Annotated in this window: 16 protein-coding genes; 14 read left to right on the top strand and 2 right to left on the bottom strand. The window is 70.9% G+C overall.

From position 1 onward, the window contains the following. Nucleotides 1-499: 499 nt before the first annotated feature. The 7 genes from OIE47_RS28450 to OIE47_RS28480 all read left to right on the top strand — a co-directional run bounded on the left by OIE47_RS28450 (nucleotide 500) and on the right by OIE47_RS28480 (nucleotide 8,520). Nucleotides 500-1,861 (top strand): cytochrome P450, encoded by a 1,362-nt coding sequence (locus tag OIE47_RS28450; RefSeq protein WP_326557583.1) that lies wholly within the window; start codon nucleotides 500-502, stop codon nucleotides 1,859-1,861. After that, the gene (locus OIE47_RS28455; RefSeq protein ID WP_326557584.1) at nucleotides 1,858-2,781 is read left to right on the top strand and encodes a terpene synthase family protein; all 924 of its coding nucleotides are present in this window, start codon (nucleotides 1,858-1,860) and stop codon (nucleotides 2,779-2,781) included. Before OIE47_RS28450 ends, OIE47_RS28455 begins: the two co-directional genes overlap by 4 nt. Continuing rightward, complete coding sequence (locus OIE47_RS28460) at nucleotides 2,778-4,394, top strand: prenyltransferase (RefSeq protein ID WP_326557585.1); 1,617 nt, start codon at nucleotides 2,778-2,780, stop codon at nucleotides 4,392-4,394. Before OIE47_RS28455 ends, OIE47_RS28460 begins: the two co-directional genes overlap by 4 nt. 112 nt (nucleotides 4,395-4,506) lie before the next feature. Beyond that, the gene (locus OIE47_RS28465) at nucleotides 4,507-7,047 is read left to right on the top strand and encodes a nitrate- and nitrite sensing domain-containing protein (RefSeq protein WP_442791998.1); all 2,541 of its coding nucleotides are present in this window, start codon (nucleotides 4,507-4,509) and stop codon (nucleotides 7,045-7,047) included. 56 nt (nucleotides 7,048-7,103) lie between these two features. Continuing rightward, complete coding sequence (locus tag OIE47_RS28470) at nucleotides 7,104-7,535, top strand: roadblock/LC7 domain-containing protein (protein WP_442791999.1); 432 nt, start codon at nucleotides 7,104-7,106, stop codon at nucleotides 7,533-7,535. Nucleotides 7,536-7,541: 6 nt separating this feature from the next. Continuing rightward, nucleotides 7,542-7,931 (top strand): DUF742 domain-containing protein, encoded by a 390-nt coding sequence (locus tag OIE47_RS28475; protein ID WP_326557586.1) that lies wholly within the window; start codon nucleotides 7,542-7,544, stop codon nucleotides 7,929-7,931. Further along, nucleotides 7,912-8,520 carry a GTP-binding protein gene (locus tag OIE47_RS28480; protein ID WP_326557587.1) on the top strand — a complete coding sequence of 203 codons (609 nt, stop codon included), beginning with the start codon at nucleotides 7,912-7,914 and terminating at the stop codon, nucleotides 8,518-8,520. Before OIE47_RS28475 ends, OIE47_RS28480 begins: the two co-directional genes overlap by 20 nt. Nucleotides 8,521-8,641: 121 nt before the next feature. Here OIE47_RS28480 and OIE47_RS28485 read toward each other — a convergent pair whose 3' ends face one another. After that, complete coding sequence (locus OIE47_RS28485; protein ID WP_326557588.1) at nucleotides 8,642-10,114, bottom strand: amidohydrolase family protein; 1,473 nt, start codon at nucleotides 10,112-10,114, stop codon at nucleotides 8,642-8,644. A 287-nt stretch (nucleotides 10,115-10,401) separates the two neighbouring features. On the opposite strand from OIE47_RS28485, the gene OIE47_RS28490 reads away from it, so the two are divergent. The 4 genes from OIE47_RS28490 (at nucleotide 10,402) to OIE47_RS28505 (ending at nucleotide 13,652) form a co-directional block, all read left to right on the top strand. Then, nucleotides 10,402-11,568 carry a CaiB/BaiF CoA transferase family protein gene (locus OIE47_RS28490; RefSeq protein ID WP_326557589.1) on the top strand — a complete coding sequence of 389 codons (1,167 nt, stop codon included), beginning with the start codon at nucleotides 10,402-10,404 and terminating at the stop codon, nucleotides 11,566-11,568. Next, entirely contained in the window at nucleotides 11,550-12,347 is a 798-nt protein-coding gene (locus tag OIE47_RS28495) for a citryl-CoA lyase (protein WP_326557590.1), read from the top strand. The genes OIE47_RS28490 and OIE47_RS28495 overlap by 19 nt, the downstream gene beginning before the upstream one ends. Nucleotides 12,348-12,358: 11 nt before the next feature. Beyond that, complete coding sequence (locus tag OIE47_RS28500; RefSeq protein WP_326557591.1) at nucleotides 12,359-13,222, top strand: extradiol ring-cleavage dioxygenase; 864 nt, start codon at nucleotides 12,359-12,361, stop codon at nucleotides 13,220-13,222. Between the two features lie 67 nt (nucleotides 13,223-13,289). Then, on the top strand, nucleotides 13,290-13,652 hold the full coding sequence (locus OIE47_RS28505; protein ID WP_326557592.1) for a hypothetical protein: 363 nt from the start codon (nucleotides 13,290-13,292) through the stop codon (nucleotides 13,650-13,652). An 81-nt stretch (nucleotides 13,653-13,733) separates the two neighbouring features. Here the strand turns inward: OIE47_RS28505 and OIE47_RS28510 are convergent, their stop codons facing one another. Further along, entirely contained in the window at nucleotides 13,734-14,561 is an 828-nt protein-coding gene (locus OIE47_RS28510) for an IclR family transcriptional regulator domain-containing protein (RefSeq protein ID WP_326557593.1), read from the bottom strand. A 491-nt stretch (nucleotides 14,562-15,052) separates the two neighbouring features. On the opposite strand from OIE47_RS28510, the gene OIE47_RS28515 reads away from it, so the two are divergent. The 3 genes from OIE47_RS28515 to OIE47_RS28525 all read left to right on the top strand — a co-directional run bounded on the left by OIE47_RS28515 (nucleotide 15,053) and on the right by OIE47_RS28525 (nucleotide 18,913). Beyond that, nucleotides 15,053-15,553, top strand: coding sequence for a DoxX family protein (locus OIE47_RS28515; RefSeq protein ID WP_326557594.1), 501 nt, complete (start codon nucleotides 15,053-15,055; stop codon nucleotides 15,551-15,553). Between the two features lie 376 nt (nucleotides 15,554-15,929). Continuing rightward, nucleotides 15,930-17,621 carry an amidohydrolase gene (locus OIE47_RS28520; RefSeq protein ID WP_326557595.1) on the top strand — a complete coding sequence of 564 codons (1,692 nt, stop codon included), beginning with the start codon at nucleotides 15,930-15,932 and terminating at the stop codon, nucleotides 17,619-17,621. Nucleotides 17,622-17,659: 38 nt separating this feature from the next. Then, a complete protein-coding gene (locus OIE47_RS28525) occupies nucleotides 17,660-18,913 on the top strand; it encodes an amino acid ABC transporter substrate-binding protein (protein ID WP_326557596.1) in 1,254 nt (417 codons plus the stop codon). Nucleotides 18,914-18,965: the final 52 nt, after the last annotated feature.

Here is an 18,965-nt window from a genome sequence, read left to right on the forward strand (position 1 = left end):
TCGGCCCGTTTCGCCGCACGACGGAATCTCCCTCCTCACAGGAGGTGATGACCCGTCGAACCGCGCGAAAAACGCACGACTACAAACGGTTGCGGTGGGTCTTTGCGTCGCGGCCGGATGCTGCGCCGGGCTTGCGTCCTTGACCTGGCGCGTCGTGCACGGTTGCCGGGTAGGGCGGCGGATCTTGGGGACAGAAAGTAGCGAATCAGAAGATTGGTGATGAGAGGCAACATCTCGCTGTGACCGGCCCGCGCGGACGCGTGGTTGCCCACGGTCACCGCCGGGGTCCCGTGGTCGAGGTCGCGCCCCGTCCGCGTCGGCCGTCGATCAACGAAGGAGTCGCTCCGATCGATGGACCGGGCGGGGAGAGAGATCTACAGTGGCCCGGGTCAACTCGATCAACTGCCTCCCTGCGGCCCCGGCCGGTCACGAGCCGGTCCCCCCACAGCCGCCGCACCGCGGACGAGGCCGAACGGGAGCGACGTCTTGGAGGTATCCGGTGACTGAGACGGCGTCCGGGGTACGAGCCCGAAGTCTCTCCCTGCGCAAGCTGCCGAGCCTGGTCCGGCATCCGCTGGACGCGCTGGTCGAGGCCGGTAACACGGCGAACGGGGAGATCGTCCGGCTGGGCGTCGGCTCGACCGGCCCCTACCTGGTGACGTCCCCGGACCACCTGGAGACGGTGCTGCACAACCCCGAAAGGTACGTCCGGGAGGGGCTGCTCTGGAACGGGGTGCGGCGGGCCGTCGGCGAGGCGATCCTGGTCACCGAGGGCCCGATCTGGAAGTCGAGCCGGGACGTGCTGCGTCCACTGTTCACACCGGCGCGGGTGAACACGATGACCGACCGGATGGCCGAGGCGATCGGTGACGCGGTCGACGGCCTGGACGAGCCGGCCCGGCGGGGCCTGGTCGTCGACGGGCCGACCGAGCTGGCCCGGATCGTGTGCCAGGCGACGATGCGGGTCCTCTTCGGCGACCGGATCAGCGTTCCCGACGCGGTACGGATGGTCGACGCGTTCGGCGTGATCGCGACGGAGATGATCCCCCGGATCGTCGTACCGTGGGCGCCGAACTGGTTGCCACTGCCCGGTGACCGGGCCTTCGCCGCCGCCGTCGCGACGCTCGACGAGATCGTGCTGCCGATCATCAGGAGCGTCCGGCAGGCTCCCGACGGCGGCGACGACATCATCTCCGCGCTCTGCGCGCCCCGGGACATCGAGGGCGACGAGGTCACCGAGAAGCAGATCCGCGACGACGTGGTGGCGATGGTGTCGACCTCCACCGAGACCACGATCGCGGTGCTGTCCTGGCTCTGGCCGGTGCTGGCCGCGCACCCGGAGGTCGCCGACCGGCTCTATGCCGAGATCGACCGGGTGGTCGACGGTACGCAGGTACGTCGCGCCCGCGTGCCGGAGCTGCGGTACACCCGGATGGTGCTGGACGAGTTGCTGAGGCTCTGGCCGGCGGGCTGGTTCATCCCCCGGATGGCGGTGGGCGACGAGGTGCTCGGCGGTACCCGGATCGAGGCCGGGTCGACCATCCTCGTCAGCCCGTACGTGACGCACCGGATGCGCGCGTTCTGGTCGCGCCCGGACGACTTCGACCCGGAGCGATTCGACCCGGACGGGCCGAAGCCCGACCCGTACTACAGCTACTTCCCGTTCGGCGGCGGCCAGCACCGGTGCCTGGGCCAGTACCTGTTCGCGGTCGAGGCCCCGCTGATCATCGCCACCCTGCTGGGTCGTTTCCGGCCCGAGCTGGTCGGCCCGGCGGACTTCACCCCTCGGATGGGCGCCTCGCTCCGGCCCGCCACCGAGGCGAAGCTGGTGTTCCGGCCGGTTCGGGCAGTGGCGGCGTGACCGCCGTAGCGACGCGGGCGGACGCCACCCGGGACCTCTCGTCCGGCGCGGAACTCGCCGCGATCGGCGTCCTCACGATGGCGGGGCAGCGCGACCTGACGGAGCGGGTCCGGGCCTATCCGGACCTGTTCGCCGGGAAGCCGTTCGACGCCGCCCTGATCGGTGGGGTCGCGTACGCGACCGCCTGCAACATGACCTGGGCCACCTCCGCCGAGCTGAGGGTGGCGAACCGGGCGGCGCTGTGGGTCTTCGCCCTCGACTGGCAGGTCGACACCCTCGCGGTCGCCGCCGAGCAGGTCGACGAGATCGCCGCGAACTGCCTCGCGGTGGCCGACGGTGCCGTACCCGGTCCGGGTTCGCCACTGGCCGGCTTCCTCGCCGACATCCGCGACGAGCTGGTCACCGCACCGGCCTTCGCGGCGTACGCGCCGCTGTGGCGGGCCGACCTGCGCCGGACCCTGGCCGCGATGAGCCGGGAGTGGGGCTGGAAGTCCGCCCGCGCGGCCGGCGAGGAGTCGGGCCTGCCCGACGTCGACACCTACCTGGACGCGGCCGACAACACCGGCCTGTCCTGGGTGAACCTGTCGCACTGGCTGCGTACGGGCGAGCCGGACTGTCTCGACGTGCTCGACGAGCTGCGGTCGGCCGGCGAGCGGGTGCAGCGGGTGCTGCGGCTGGTGAACGACCTCGCCACCTACGACCGGGACGTGTCCTGGGGCGGGGGCGACCTGAACGTACTGATGCTCGGGGTCGACCGGGCCTGGGTGGCCGGGAGGGTCGCCGAGCTGGTCGACGGATGCCTGGAACTGATCGCCCCGCTGCGGACGAGCTGCCCGCGCGAGGCGTCGTACCTGGCCCGGCAACTGGGGTTCGTCACCCGCTTCTACGGCGGCGGCGCCGACTTCTGGGGCCGGCTGTGACCACCTCCGTCCGCCCCGGCCCGGCTTCCGACTCGAGCGATGTCGCCGGGGACGTCGAGACTCTGCTCGCCGGTCTGGTCGAGGAGCCGTGGGGCCGGGTCGCGCCGTCGGTGTACGAGACCGCCCGACTGGTCACGCTCGCCCCCTGGTTGGCCGGACACGCCGAGCGGGTGCGTTTCGTGCTGGCGGCGCAGCGTCCGGACGGTGGCTGGGGTGCGCCGGGCGGCTACGCCCTCGTACCGACCCTGAGTGCGGTCGAAGCGCTGCTGGCCGTGCTGTGCCGGGATGCGGCGGCCGGTCGGCGGACGATCGGCGAGTCCGACCTGGCGGGTGCGGTGCACCGGGGGATCGCCGCGCTGGTCGGCTGGCTCGCGGACGGGACGCTGCGGCTGCCCGACACCCCGGCGGTCGACCTGATCGTGCCGGCACTGGTCGAGGGGATCAACCGACACCTCGACGACCCGCCGGCGAGCCTGTCCGGGTGGCCGACCGGGACCCGTCTCGGGCTGCCGTCGGGGATGAGCCACACGCGGCTGATCGGAGTCCGCCGGCTGATCGCCTCCGGGGCGGAGGTGCCGGCCAAGCTGGCGCACTCGTTCGAGGTGGTCGGCCCGGCCGCCGGGCTGCCGTCCGGCGTCGGTCCCCTGCGGTACGGCGCGGTCGGCGCGTCACCGGCGGCCACCGCGGCGTGGCTCGCGGTCGCCGGCCCGGCCGACGGTACGGATGCCGCCCGGCGGTACCTCGAAACGCTGGCACTGCGTCAGGGCGGACCGGTGCCCTGTCCCACCCCGATCACCGTCTTCGAGCGCGCCTGGGTCCTGAGTGGACTCGCCCGAGCCGGCGTTTCTTTCGCGGCTCGGCCCGAGCTGGTGGAGAGTCTGGTCTCCGCGCTCGGTCCGACGGGCACGGCCACCGGACCCGGCCTGCCCTCCGACGCCGACACCACCTCGGTCACCCTCTACGCCCTCGGACGGCTCGGACGGCCGACCGAGCCCGCCAGCCTGTGGGAGTACGACACCGGCAGCCACTTCTCCACCTGGCCCGGTGAGGACGGGGCGTCCATCACGACCAACGCCCACGTGCTCGACGCGTTCGGTCAGCACCTGGCGAACCGGCCGGACGCCCAACCGCGGTACCTGGCCGCCGCGTACCGGTTGTCGGGGTGGCTCGGGGAACAGCAGCACCACGACGGGGCGTGGTACGACCGGTGGCACGCCTCGCCCTACTACGCCACGGCGTGTGCCGTAATGGCGCTGCGCGAGCACGGGCGCGGGCCCGGTGTCGCCGGGGCGATCGGCCGGGCCGTCGACTGGATCGCCGCCGGTCAGCGACCGGACGGTTCGTGGGGACGATGGTCGGGGACCGCTGAGGAGACCGCGTACGCGCTGCACGTTCTGCTGGGGATCGGTACACCACTGCCCGGCGCGCTGCGGCGGTCCGTCCTTAGTGGATACTCGTATCTGCGGCACACGGCGGGGCGGGATCCGTACCCGGCGTTGTGGCACGGCAAGGACCTGTATACGCCGACGACGATTGTGCGATCGGTCACACTGGCGGCGCTCCACTGTGTCACGAGCAGGTCGGATCTGACGTCGTCGCCGGCACCGCGCTAGATTTCCGCAATCTCATTGTGTGGACTTGAGATGACTTGTCCGATACTGCTAGCGTGTCCGCGCACTCCCAAATGACCCGGTCAACGTATTCGGTACGCCGTATCGCCGACATATGAAGACGACCCCAAACCCGGCCTGGGACGGTGTAATGGCTCCCCGCATTCCTCGCGGCAGCAGCGCGAATCTGCGTACCAAAGTGGTCGCTCTCCTGGTTTCGCTCACGGCCCTGTGGGTGTTCGCCGCGTGGGTGACGCTGCGCGAGGGAACGAACCTGCTCTTCGCCCAGGCGCTCAACGTCTACGTTTACGAGCCGAGCGAGCCACTGCTGCAGGGACTCCAGGACGAGCGACGCCTGTCGCTGGCGTACCTGGGCGCGCCCAAGGCCGCCGGCACGGAGCTGGACGCCGCGCGGACGAACACCCGGAACCTCGCGGCCGAGTTCCGGCAGTCCGCGCAGGGCCGCCAGGCCGACGTCGCCGGCTCCTCGGAACTCAAGCGTCGGGTCGGCGCGACCGTCGTCCAGCTCGACGAACTGGACACCATCCGGACCCAGGTCGACGCCCGCACCATCGACCGGGGCGCGGCGGCCGCCGCCTACACCGATGTGGTCGACGGGATCTTCCGCGTCTACGACGCGCTGGGCAGCCTGGACGACGAGACGATCGCGACCCAGGCCGCCGCCCTGATCGACCTGAACCGCCAGTACGAGCTGATCTCCCAAGAGGACGCCCTGGTCACCGGCATCCTGTCCGCCGGGAGGATCACCCCCGCGGAGTCCGCCGAGGTCGCGAAGCTGGTCGGGGCACAACGGTTCATGGGCATCAAGACCGTCAGCGACCTGGAGCGGCGCGACCGGGCCCGGTACGACGAGATGCTCGCCGGGGACGCGTTCGTCCGGCTGCACGGCTCCGAGGACCGGTTGATCCTCGGCACCCGGACCGGCACGGCACCACCGATCAAGCTCGCCGACTGGCAGGGCGTGGTCGAGCCGGCGTTGCAGCAGCTTCACGACGTCGTGGTCACCGGTGGTGACGGCATCGTCGAGCGCAGCACGCCGGGCGCCATCTGGGTGATCGTCCGCATCCTGCTCGCCGCCGTCCTCGGCGCGTTCGCCGTCATCGCCTCGGTCATCGTGTCGGTGACCACGGCCCGTGCCCTGGTGGCCCAGCTCGAACGACTGCGCGAGGCGGCCCGCACGCTGGCCAATGAGCGGCTGCCCGGCGTGGTCGAGCGGCTCGGCCGGGGGGAGGACGTGGACGTCTCCGCCGAGGCACCGCCGCTGGACTTCGGCAACGACGAGATCGGCCAGGTGGGGCAGGCGTTCAACGCGGTCCAGGAGACCGCGATCCGTACCGCGGTCGAGCAGGCCGAGCTGCGGCGCAGCGTACGGGACATCTTCCTCAGCCTCGCCCGGCGTACCCAGGCACTGGTCCACCGCCAGCTCATCCTGCTCGACGCGATGGAGCGCCGGGAGAACGACGCCGAGGAGTTGGAGGACCTGTTCCGGGTCGACCACCTGGCCACCCGGATGCGGCGTAACGCCGAGAACCTGATCGTGCTCTCCGGCTCGAAGCCGGGTCGCGCCTGGCGCCGCAACGTGCCGATGGTCGACGTGGTACGCGGCGCGGTGGCCGAGGTCGAGGACTACACCCGGGTCACCGTGCTCCCCATGGGTTCGGTGGCCCTGGCCGGGCGGGCGGTCGGTGACGTGATCCACCTGCTGGCCGAGCTGATCGAGAACGGGCTCTCCTTCTCGCCCCCGCACACCGGGGTCGAGGTCAAGGGACAGATGGTGGCGAACGGGTTCGTCGTCGAGATCGAGGACCGTGGGCTCGGCATGACCGAGGAGGATCTCGCCGCGGCCAACGACCAGATCGTCAGCCAGCAGGAGTTCAACCTCGCCAACGCCACCCGCCTGGGCCTGTACGTGGTCAGCCGGCTCACCGAGCGGCACGGCGTACGGGCACACCTCAAGGAGTCGCCCTACGGCGGTACGACCGCGGTGGTGCTCATCCCGCTCAGCCTGGTCACCGACACCGGCGCGGAGCAGGACCAGCCGGAATCGGAGCCGGCCCGCCCGGCGCCCACCGGGGTCGCGCCGAACGTGCGGGTCGGCGCGACGACCGTGGGCGGGGGAGCGGACCACCCGAGCGCCCCGGCACCGATGTCGTGGGGACCGGGCCCGGCGGTGGCGGACGAGACCGACCCGCCGCCCCCGCTGCCGGCGCGGTCCGCCCGCCCACCGCTGACCACCCAGCGGATGGAGGCCCTCATCCCGCACCAACGTTCCGGGTCGAGCCTGTCGCAGGCGTCGCCGGCCGTCGAGCGGCCCGGTGTCCCGGCGGTCGAGGACCAGCCGGCGGCGACCACACCGGAGAAGGCGGCCCAGACCCCGTCCGGGCTCCCGGTGCGGGTCCGGCAGGCCAACCTCGCCAAGCCGTTGCAGGACGAGGACCGGGGTACGCCGGTCGAGGCCGACGACGTCGAGGCGCCGCGCCCGCCGGAGCAGGTCCGCTCGATGATGAGCTCCTACCAGAGCGGCACCAGGCGTGGCCGCTCCGACGCGGCCCGGCTGACGCACGAGGAGGCGCAGGCGCAGCCCGCTGCGGCTGACGGGGCGGACGACGAACCCCGGGACCAGCCGCGTACGTGACCGAACCAGGAGATCGACTCGGCGACCCCTCGCCGACAGGAGACAGAGGACAACGAGTGGTGCACAAGACAGCGTCGAGCGCCGACCTGGCCTGGTTGCTGGATGATCTGGTCGGCCGGGTCAAGCAGGCTGAGCATGCCATCGTCCTGTCCGTGGATGGCCTGCTGGTCGCCCGCTCGAAGGGGCTGGGCCGCGACGACGGAGAGCACCTGGCGGCGGTCGCGGCCGGAATCCAGAGCCTCGCCCGGGGGGCCGGGAAGCGGTTCGGTGGCGGCCCGGTGCAACAGACCATCATCGAGATGCAGTCCCAGTTCATGTTCGTCACCGCGGCGGGCCGGGGCGCGTGCCTGGCCGTACTCGCCGACGAGGACGCCGACGTCGGGCTGATCGCGTACGAGATGGCGATGCTGGTGACCCGGGCCGGCAAGTTCCTCGCCTCACCCGCGCGGGAGCCCGGTGCGGGGTCGTCTCCGGGTGGAGAGAAGTAGTCCGCCATGACAGGCGCTGGGGGAGGATCCTTGGAGGACCAGTGGGTTGATGACCACGCGGGGCCGGTGGTCCGTCCGTACGCGATGACCCGTGGCCGGACCAGGCCCATCCGAGGCAGGTTCGACCTGATCTCGCTGGTGCTGGCCATCCGGGCCGACGCTCCGCTGGAGGTCGGCTTCGGACCCGAACACCTCGCCATCGTCGGCCTCTGCCAGCGGACCCAGTCGGTCGCCGAGGTCGCGGCGCACCTGAATTTGCCCCTGGGCACCATCCGCGTACTGCTCGGCGACCTGCTCGAGCGGCACTTCGTGGAGGTGCGGGAACCCCGGCCGGCGACCGCCCTACCGGACGACAGCGTATTCGAGGCAGTGATCAATGGACTACGAGCACTCTGACGCATCCGCCGGTGGCCGTGGGCTGCCGACCGCCTTCAAGATCCTGATCGCCGGCGGGTTCGGGGTGGGCAAGACCACCATGGTCGGCGCCGTCAGCGAAACCGGACCGCTCCGTACCGAAGAGGTCCTCTCCGAGCAGGGCATCGGGATCGACGACATCTCCGGTGTCGAGGCGAAGACCACCACCACCGTGGCGATGGACTTCGGCCGGATCACGATCAACGACGATCTGGTCCTCTATCTGTTCGGCACGCCGGGGCAGGACCGGTTCTGGTTCGTCTGGGACGAACTGGCCCTCGGTGCGCTGGGCGCGGTTGTCCTCGCCGACACCCGCAGGCTGGCCGACTGCTTCCCCTCGATCGACTACTTCGAGCGGCAGGGCACCCCGTTCATCGTCGCGGTGAACTGCTTCGAGGGTGCCCGCCGGTACGAACTCGAAGAGGTCCAGCTCGCGCTCGACCTCGACCCGGACGTACCGGTGATGCTCTGCGACGCCCGGCAGCGGCAGTCCGGCAAGGAGGTCCTGATCGCGCTGCTGCGCAAGGCCATGGAACGCCGGGACCGGGACCGCGCGGCGGCGGGCCGCTGACCGTCAGCCGGACACGGGGGTGGGCACCGAGCCGCCCGCACCTCGACCGAGCCGTGCCGGCGGGCCGGGCCACGACTTCCCGTCGCGACCCGGCCCGCACGGTCCCGGGTGGGGCCGGTGCTCAGCGCTTCCACTGCGCCGAGCCGGCGTCCCACTTGGTGTACGTGTAGGGGTTGTCCATCACCTTGGTCTGTGGGATGTCCGGGTTCATGCCCTTGCTCCAGGCGTCCTCGCCCATCTCGCCGATCAGGTGGTCGATGGTCCGCTCGACGTCGCGCCGGGCGGCGGCCAGGTCGACCCCGACGAGCTGGTGCTCGTACTTGACCACCCGGCCGTTGACCAGGACCGTGTGCACGTCGCCGCGCTGGGCCTGGAACGCAGCGTGCCCGTACGGGTTGAGCACCGGGAACATCACCGGCGAGCGATCGTTCTTGATCAGTACGACGTCCGCCTTCTTGCCCGGCTCCAGGCTGCCCACCGAGCCGTCCAGTCCGAGCGCCCGGCTGCCGCCCCGGGTGGCCCAGTCCACCACCTGCTCGGCCCGCAGGTGGCAGTGGGTGATCGTCTCCTGGTGGGCGTGCGCCTCCAGGTGTTCGCGGGAGCGGTCCGCGCCGAGGGTGGAGCGCATGGCGGAGAAGAGGTCTCCGCTCCACCAGACACTGGTGTCCATCGACAGCGACACCGGGATGTCGTGGTGGCGGAGCTGCCAGGTGGGCGGGTAGCCCTGGCCGGCGCTCTGCTCGCTCTCGGTGGAGACCGAGACCGAGCCCCCGGTGGCGGCGATCCGGTTGTACGAGTCGTGGGTCAGCGTCGCCGCGTGCACGTAGATGGTGCCGGGGGTCATGAAGCCGTTCTCGTGCATCAGCCGGATGCCGTCGTCGTTGGTGGCACCCCAGACACCGGCGTGGGTGGTGACGGTGGCGCCGAGGTCCCGGGCCACCTCGAAGGCCGCCCTCTCCGGGAAGGTCGGGTCGCCGGTGACGTCGAAGGCCATCTGGAAGCCGAGCATGTCGCCGCGGCCGTGCAGCCTGCGGTTGACGAAGTCGCGGAACTCGGGGGTGGCCGACCACTCCCAGGGCCCCTGCTGGATGTTGCCGTACGCGAGGACAAAACGACCGGGGACCGCCTCCAGGGCGTCGACGGCCGCGTCGGCGTGCTGCGGGGTCTGCAGCCCGTGCGACCAGTCGACGGTGGTGGTGACCCCGGCGTCGAGGGCTTCGAGCGCGCCGAGGACGTTGCCGGCGTACACGTCCTCGGGGCGGAAGAGTCGGCCGGATTCCAGGTAGTACCAGACGAAGTACTGGCTCAGGGTCCAGTCGGCGCCGTACCCCCGCATCGCGGTCTGCCACATGTGCCGGTGGGTGTCGATCATGCCCGGCATCAGGATCCCGCCGGTGGCGTCGATCTCCAGGGCACCCTCCGGCGCGGTCAGGCCGACCCCGACCGCGGCGACGCGTTCGTCGATCACGAGGACGTCGGCCCCCGGTAGTACCTGGTGTGTGTCGTCCATGGTGAGGACGAGGCCGTTGCGGAACAGCACCGGACGGCCGGGCTGCGGCGGCCGTTGCACGGCGCCGGAGTCGCTGGTACCCATCGGTCAGCTCCAATCGTCGCGGGAATGTAAATCGATGCGGACGACCGTCCGTATGGTGGAGGGAGGTGAGGGGCGAATTATTGCTCCGCTTTTGTGGGAGTGTCAACGGATGATTACGGCACCGGGATAATTGCCGCGAACGGCATCGCCGTCGAGGTGCCGCTGGCCTGCTCTCGTTGGCCCTCGCGGTGGCCTCGGAGGGTGGCATGATCGGTTGACACCCGGTCGGTGCCGGCACAGACTGTCTTCCACGGACAATCGTCCGTGATACGGACGGAGGCACGAGCATGGCGGATCGGAGCGGTGCCGGCGGCTCGCCGGGACCCCTGGCCGGACTGCTGGTGGCGGACTTCTCCCGGATTCTCGCCGGGCCGTACGCCACGATGCTGCTGGCGGACCTCGGCGCGGAGGTCATCAAGGTCGAGGGCCCCGCCGGAGACGACACCCGGACCTGGATGCCACCGGTCCGCGACGACGTCTCCACCTACTACCTGGGCATCAACCGCAACAAGCGGTCCATCGCCCTCGACCTGCGCTCGGCGGAGGATCTCGCCGCCGCCCGGGAACTCGCCCGGCGCGCCGACGTGATGATCGAGAACTTCAAGCCCGGCGGCCTGCGCCGGTTCGGGCTCGACTACGACTCGGTGGCGGCCGGCAACCCCGGGGTCATCTACGCCTCGATCAGCGGGTTCGGCACCGGCGGTGGCGCCGCACTGCCCGGATACGACCTGATGGTCCAGGCGATCTCGGGGCTGATGAGCCTCACCGGTGATGCGGACGGTTCGCCGTACCGGGCCGGCATCTCGGTGTTCGACGTGATGGCCGGGCTGCACGCCTCGATCGGCATCCTGGCCGCGCTGCACCACCGCGACCGTGGCGGAGAAGGACAGCACGTCGAGGTCAACCTGCTGTCCTCGGCACTGTCCGGGCTGGTCAACCACAGCAGCGGGTACGTCGCCGGTGGTGTGGTGCCGTACCGGATGGGCAACGCCCACCCGAGCCTGTTCCCGTACGAGCCGCTGCCGACCTCCGACGGCGAGCTGATCGTCATCGCCGGCAACGACGGGCAGTTCCGCAAGCTCTGCGAAGTGCTCGGCCTGCCGGAACTCGTCGACGACCCACGGTTCGGCCGCAACCAGGACCGCACCGCCCATCGGGAGGAGCTGCGACCGCTGCTGGTCGAGAGGCTGCGTACCCGCACCCGCGACGAGTGGTTCGCCGACCTGATCGCGGCCGGCGTGCCCTGCGCGCCGATCAACACCATCGACCGTGGCGTCGCCTTCGCCACCGAACTCGGCCTGGACCCGGTGGTCACCGTGGGCGAGGGGGAGGCGGCGGTGCCCATGGTCCGCAACCCGATCACGTTCTCGGCCACCCGAGCACGCTACGAACTGCCCCCGCCGGGGCTCGACGAACATGGCGAGGAGATCCGCAAGTGGCTGACCCAGAGCTGAGCTTCCCCACCTCGATCGGCACCTCCGACGCCAGCACCATCCGGCTGCTCGGGCAGGACCTGGCCGCCGACCTGATGGGCAAGGTCGGCTTCGGCGAGCTGGCCTTCTGGCTGGTCGCCCAGCGCCGCCCGTCCCCGTCGCAGGTCCGACTGTTCGAGGCGGTGCTGGTGGCGCTCGCCGACCACGGCTTCACCCCGACCGCGATCGCCGCCCGGATGACGTACCTGAGCGCGCCCGAGGCACTGCAGGGTGCGCTCGCGGCCGGTCTGCTCGGCGGTGGCTCCCGCTTCCTCGGTGTCACCGAGGACAGCGGCCGGTTCCTCGCCGACGCACTCGCCGACCTCACCGAACCGCCCGCCGACGATGCCGGGTTCGACGCCGTCGCGCTGGCCGCGGTGACCCGGGCCCGCGCCGAGCGCCGGCTCGTCCCGGGCCTGGGCCACCCCGTGCACAAGGAACAGGACCCGCGTACGCCGGTGCTGATCCGGATCGCCGACGAGGAGGGGCTGCACGGCCCCCACCTGCGGTTGTTCGAGGCGATCGGCCGGGTCCACCCGCAGGTGCTGGGACGTACCCTGCCGCTCAACGGCGCCGGTGTCTGCGGCGCCGCGCTGGCCGACCTGGGGCTGCCGGTGGACCTGCTGCGCGGCTTCGCCCTGCTCGCTCGCGCCGCCGGACTGCTGGGGCACCTGGCCGAGGAACGCCGCAACGGCCTCGGCATGGAGATCTACCGGACCGTCGACCGCAACGCCCGTTACGTACCACCCACCCCCGCCTGAAAGGAGCCGCGATGGCCACCATCGCCGCGGTGATCGCCTCCACCCACCATCCGTTCTACTACCGGGCCAGTACGGCGCAGGGCGAGGACCGGCCGCCCTTCGCCGACGAGTGGGTCCGGAAGATCACGGCCTTCCGGGAGACGCTCACCCGGGCCCGGCCGGACGTGCTGGTCATGGTCGGCTCCGACCACTTCCACCAGCTCTGGCTGGACAACATGCCGCAGTTCCTGATCGGCAAGGCGCCGTTCTACGACGCCAACTGGTACAACGAGGAACGCGAGTTCGGCCTGCCCCGGATGCTGTTGCGCGGCCAGGAGGACCTCTCCGGCCACCTGCTGCGGGAAGGGCTGGACGCGGGCTTCGACCTGGCGTTCAGCAACGAGCTGCGGATCGACCACAGCATCACCTGCCCGATCATCACCCTGCGGCCCGAGGCCGACCTGCCGATCGTGCCGATCTACACGAACATCTTCGCCCCGCCGCTGCCCCAGCCGAAGCGTTTCGTCCAGCTCGGACAGACCATCCGCGAACTGGTCGAATCCTGGCCCAGCGACCTTCGGGTGGCGATCATCGGTACGGGCCACCTCTCGCTGGAACTCGGCGGACCGCGCCAGTTCGGTCCGCACGGCCCGGACCCGGAGTTCGATCGCCGGGCGGTGGAGTGGATCGCCAACGGTGACCTGGACGGCTGCCTCTCCGAGATCACCCTGGACAGCCTGCACGCCCCCGGCAACGCCACCCATGGCTTCATGGACTTCATGCTGATGATGGGGGTGGCCGGCGCGGGCGTGAAGGCGGACCACGTCGACACCCTCGACCTGTTCCACACCATGGAGGCGTACTTCACCTGGTACCCGAACGGGGTCCCGGCATGAGCGAGCGCAGCGAGCGAATCGGTCAGCTCAGGTCCAATGGCGGTACGGAGCGCAGCGGAGGACCGGCATGAGCAAGTATTTGATCGACAAGTTCCTGTACCTGGTGGACCGCGATCCCGAGCTGGTGGAACGCTACCGGGACGACCCGCGCGGCACGGTCGACTGGTGGGAGGCGGAGCGGGCCAACGAGCTGCTCAACAGCCACACGGGTGAGGCCAGCACCTGGCTGCGCTTCACCGACGCCGAGCGGGACGCGCTGGCCGCCCACGACTACGTCCGGCTCTTCGAGCTGGGCGCCCACCCGTTCCTGACGCTGACGCTGTTCATCGCCATGTTCGAGCGCGACCACACGGAGCCGCTGGCCTTCCAGAAGGAGTACGCCGTCCGGCTGGCCCACTTCTCGTTGCCGTACCCGGACATCGCCACCTGACAACCGGCGTACGTCAGCCGCCCGGCCGCCCCGACACCACCGTCACCGGCCGGGCGGCCCTGCGTCGTGCGGCGCGGCTCGTCACGCCTGGCCGGCGGCTTCCCCGGCGGCCGGCGACTCGACCTGGGGCCGGGACTGCCAGCGTGCCCAGTCGGCGCTGATCGCGCTCGCTGCCTTGATCAGGTACGGCAGGTGCTGCTCGATCAGGGTCTTGACGCTCGTCTCGACCGAGTTGACGGTCACGTTCATCGCCGCCCGCACCACACCGTGACCGTCCCGGATGGGCACCGCCACCGAGCGGATGCCCGGGGCCAGCTCGTCGTCGGCGAGCGCCCAGCCGCGGGCGCGTACCTCGCGCAGGGTGGTGTCGATCGCGGTCCGGGTGTGCCGGACCCGTGGCTGCACCCCGGACCGGCTCGGCAGCGCGAGTACGGTGTTGAGGTTGTCCGGGTCGAGCGCGGCGAGCAGCACCTTGCCCTGCGAGGTCACCTGCGCGGGGAACCGGGTGCCGATCTGCACCCGCAGTGCGATGATCTTGGGGACCGCCACCCGGGCCATGTAGACGATGTCGGACCCGTCGAGCTGCGCCATCGACGTCGACTCCCCGGTCGCCGTGACCAGGTCCTGCATGTGCGGACGGGCGATGTCCCACAGCGACAGCGCGCCGATGTACGCCATGCCCAGCTCCAGCACCCGGGGGGTGAGCTCGTAGCTGCCCGCCTCGGCCCGTACGTAGCCCAGTTCCTCGAGGGTGAGCAGGAAACGCCGTGCGGTGGGTCGGGCCAGCCCGGCGGCGGCGGCCACCTCGGTCAGGCTCAGCCGGGGATTGTCGGCGTGGAACGCGGTGATCACGTCCAGTCCTCGGGCCAGGGCCTCGATGAAGTCCGGTCCTTCTCCGCGCTGCGCCATCGTCGCCTCAATCCGTCGTACCGTGTCGGTTCTGCTGCTGCCCGGGGGTGACCCGCGGTGGTTGCCGCCGTCCGGGGACGCCGCGCGGATACCAGTCCATCACGGGGCGCAAGGCGGCTCCTGATCGCCCGGCGACTCGACCCGCGCCACGCGCGGGGGCCGGGCGTGGCCACCCGACCGGTCGAGTCGGAGGCCCTCTGACCGTTCAGCGAACACCAGTCCGCGCCCTGGCGCAATTGTTTCCGGCTTGAGTCTTGACATTACCCAGGTCCGGGCGGAGATTGTGATTCGCGTGACGTCCGTGTAGCGGACGATCGTCCGCATCACTGGTTTTCCGAACGGCTCAGCTTCCGGAGGAGAGTCATGGCACTGTCGCCAGCGGTTGTCCCCATCCGCAGTACCGCGGACGCCGGCACCCCCGAACAAATCGCCCGCCGCTGCGTCTCCCCGGCCACACGCCAGCCTGTCGAGCCGATCCCCGGCGGTGTGGCATGAGCCTCGGACTCCTGCTCCTGCGCCTGCTCCTGGCGGCGCTCCTGTTCGGGCACGCCACCCAGAAGCTGTTCGGCTGGTTCCGCGGCCAGGGCCCGACCGGCACCGGCGCGATCTTCCACGGCTGGGGAATCCGGCCGGGCAGGCAGATGGCGGTGCTGGCCGGCACCGCGGAACTGGCCGGCGCGGCGTTGATCGCACTCGGACTGCTGACCCCGCTCGGCGCCGCCATCGTGATCGGCACGATGACCGTCGCAGCCGCCGTCAACGTCGGCAACGGCCTTTGGGCCCACCTGGGCGGCTACGAGGTCGCCTTCGTCTACGCCGCACTGGCGGCCGTGCTGGCGTACACCGGTCCCGGTGCCTGGTCGCTCGACAACCCGCTCGGCCTGGACGACCTCGCCGGCTACGGCTGGGGCACCGCCGCCGTAGTGGTCGGCCTGCTCGGCAGCGTCCCACCGCTGCTGCGCCGCCGGCAGGTTCTCGCCTCGCAACGATGACCAACCCGGGGCGTCCAGGTCGGGTCCGCCCTGCACCCCACGCCCCTACCGTCCCGCCCGTCCCCTGACCGTCCACGCCGGACCCCGTACCGCCGGCCCGCGCCCGAGTCCGTGAGCGCCCACCACGGGCCGGGCCGATCCAACAGACATCGCACTCGGGCGCCGCTGTCGCGACGCCGGCCAGAACGAACATCGCACTCGGGCGCCGCTGTCGCGACGCCGGCCAACCGGACTCCGCGCGGCCCAGCCCCACCCGTTCCACCCCCCTCCGACCACCGATTCCTCCCGGTGGTCCCGCGCAACCGACCCACCACCCGCGCCGACCCGGCCCTGTCCCGGCGGCTGCCGGCGCGCATCCCCCAGAGGTGACCGCAAAATGAGCAATGAGGAACAACGAGGACTTTCCCGGCGCAGCATCCTGCGCAACGGGGCGGTGGCCGGTGCGGCCGCCGCGGTGGGCGCCGCCACCGGCGCCGGCCCGGCCAGCGCCAGCGAGCACTACCGCGAGGGCGCGCTCCGGGCCGACCTGGTCCTCTACAACGGCCGGATCCACACCATGGACCGGCGCGACCGGGTGGCCAGCGTACTGGCGATCCAGGACGGCAAGATCGTGTACGTCGGCACCGACGAGCGGGCGGCCACCCGCGGCTTCGAGGGCAAGCCGCGCACCATCAACCTGCACGGCCGCACCGCCGTCCCCGGCCTGATCGACTGCCACAACCACATCGTGCTGATGGGCAACCGACCCGGTCACCACACCCCGCTGGAGAACGCCTACTCCATCGCGGACGTGCAGAACACCCTGCGGGACCGGGCCCGGCACGTACCGGCGGGTGAGTTCATCACCACCATCGGCGGCTTCCACTTCAACCAGTTCACCGAGGTACGGATGCCCACCCTCGCCGAACTGGACAAGGCCCTGCCGCACCACCCGGTCTACCTCTCCATCGGGTTCACCGGCCCGTCGGTCACCAACAGCCTCGGCAGGAGATTCCTCGAGCAGGCCGCCATCCCGGTCACGGTCGGCCCCGACGGCTCGATCGCCGGCGGCACCGAGACCGGGAAGGCCACCCTCGCCCTGCGCCAGACCCTCACCTTCGAGTCCCGCAAGCGGGGTGTGCTCGACGCGATGGGGTACGCCGCCGGCCTCGGCGTCACCACCCACCTCGACCAGGGGGCGTTCCAGGCCACCAACACCCCGGCCGACGGCGCCGCCCACGAGGACAACTACGCCATGCACCTGCCGTTCCTGTCCGTCTACGACGAGGCGAAGGGCATCATCCGGCTGCGGATCAACTACCTGCACCAGGACACCGACACCAACGTCGCCACGCTCAACCAGCGGCTGCTCAACGCGTTCCAGTTCTTCGGCAACGACATGGTCCGTACCGGTGCCATCGGTGAGTTCATCGCGGCCAGCTACTCCGGCGGCCCGGTCTTCCTGGAGGCCGCCCGGCGGACCGCGAAGGCCGGCTGGCGGATCGAGGTGCACTCGCTCAGCGGCTCCGACTTCCAGACCCAGATCCAGGCGTTCGAGGCGGTGCACGCCGAGACCAGCATCGCCGACCTGCGCTGGGTGGTGGCCCACGTACCGAAGATCACCGAGGAGTACGTCAACCGGCTCAAGGCGATCGGCGGCGGGGTGAACCTGACCGGTTGGCAGTACCTCGCCGGCACCGGCGCGGCGGCCGGCCCACCGTTCCGCATGATCGTCGACAACGGGATCCCGGCCGGGATGAGCTCGGACGGCATGCAGATCGCCCCGATGAACCCGTGGATCCACGCCTACTACGCGGTGACCGGGAAGAACGCCCGGGGCGAGGTGATCAACGCCGGCCAGCAGATCACCCGCAAGGAACTGCTCAGCCTCTACACCCGCGACAACCAGTGGTTCCTCGGCGGGGCGGACGAGGACCTGCTCGGCAGCCTCGAGGTCGGCCGGCTCGGCGACGTCGTCGTCCTCAACGACGACTACTTCACCGTTCCGGTCGAGCGGCTCAAGAAGATCTCGTCGGTCCTGACCGTGGTCGGCGGCGCGGTCGTCCACGACACCGGGGCCGTGCGCTGACCCGTCCGCGCTCATCCATCCAACGAAAGGTCACTCTGATGCGCAGGCGTTCCATGGCCGTCATCGGCACCGTCCTGATGCTCGGCGTCGCGGCCGCCGGATGCGGCAACGGCTCCGGCTCCGGCGGCAAGGACAGCGACAAGCCCATCGTCGTCGGCTCGACGCTCTCCCTGACCGGCGCGTTCGCCGCCACCGGTCAGATCCACAAGATCGCCGGTGAGGAGTTCGTCGACCGGCTCAACGCCGCCGGCGGGCTGCTCGGCCGGAAGGTCGAGTGGAAGGTCGTCGACGACCAGTCGGACCAGGCCAAGGTCAGCCAGCTCTACGAGCGTCTGATCAGCCAGGACAAGGTCGACCTGATCCTCGGCCCGTACGCCACGCCGAACATCCTGTCGGCGATGGCCGTCGCCCAGCGGCACGGGTACGTCATGCCCCAGCACAGCGCCGTGCTGGCCCCCCAGCTCACCTACGACTGCCAGTTCCCGGCCTGGTCGATCAGCCCCACGCCGAACAGCTTCATCCCCAACCAGCTCTTCGACGCACTGGCCTCGCTGCCCACCCCACCGAAGACGGTCGCGGTGCTGACCAGCCAGAGCGGCTCGGCCGCCTTCGTCTCCGACGGCTTCGGCAACGACAAGTCCGGCGCGCTGAGCATCGCCAAGGAACGCGGCCTCGACGTGGTGGCCGACGTCCACTACCCGCCGACCACCACCGACTGGGCACCGATCGCCGCCCAGGTCCGCGACGCCAACCCCGACCTGATCATCAACAACGGGCTCGGCGTGGACGCGGCGAACCTCCTGCAGGCGATGGCGCAGCTCAACTACCGGCCGAAGCAGATGTTCGGGCTCTTCCCGGCGCCCGGACCGCTGCTCGAACTCGGCGACGAGGCCGAGGGAATGCTGTCGGTCTCGATGTTCGAGCCGAACAAGCCCACCCTGGACAAGCTCGGCCCGGAGGCCACCGAGATCACCACCGAGTTCACCAAGCGGGCGACCGAGGCCAAGCTGCCGTACACGGTCTTCGAGACCCAGGCCGCGGCGTCCTGGAACGCGTGGCAGATCCTCACCGACGCGGTCACCGACACCGGCGGCACCGACCAGCGCGAGATGTGCGACTCGCTGCACTCCAAGGGCGCCGACACCACGTTCAGCGGGCACCTGACCTTCGACCCGAAGGTGCAGAACTTCTGGCCCACCACCCAGAGCATCAAGCAGATCCAGAAGGGCGACTGGGTCACCGTCTGGCCGGCGGACAAGGCCGCCGCCCAGTTGCAGGGCCCCCGCTCCTGACCGCCACCGGGTGCCCGGCCCTCGCCGGGCACCCGGTCCCGACCCGACCCGA

The sequence above is a fragment of the Micromonospora sp. NBC_01796 genome, from assembly GCF_035917455.1.
Classification (GTDB): Bacteria; Actinomycetota; Actinomycetes; order Mycobacteriales; family Micromonosporaceae; genus Micromonospora_G.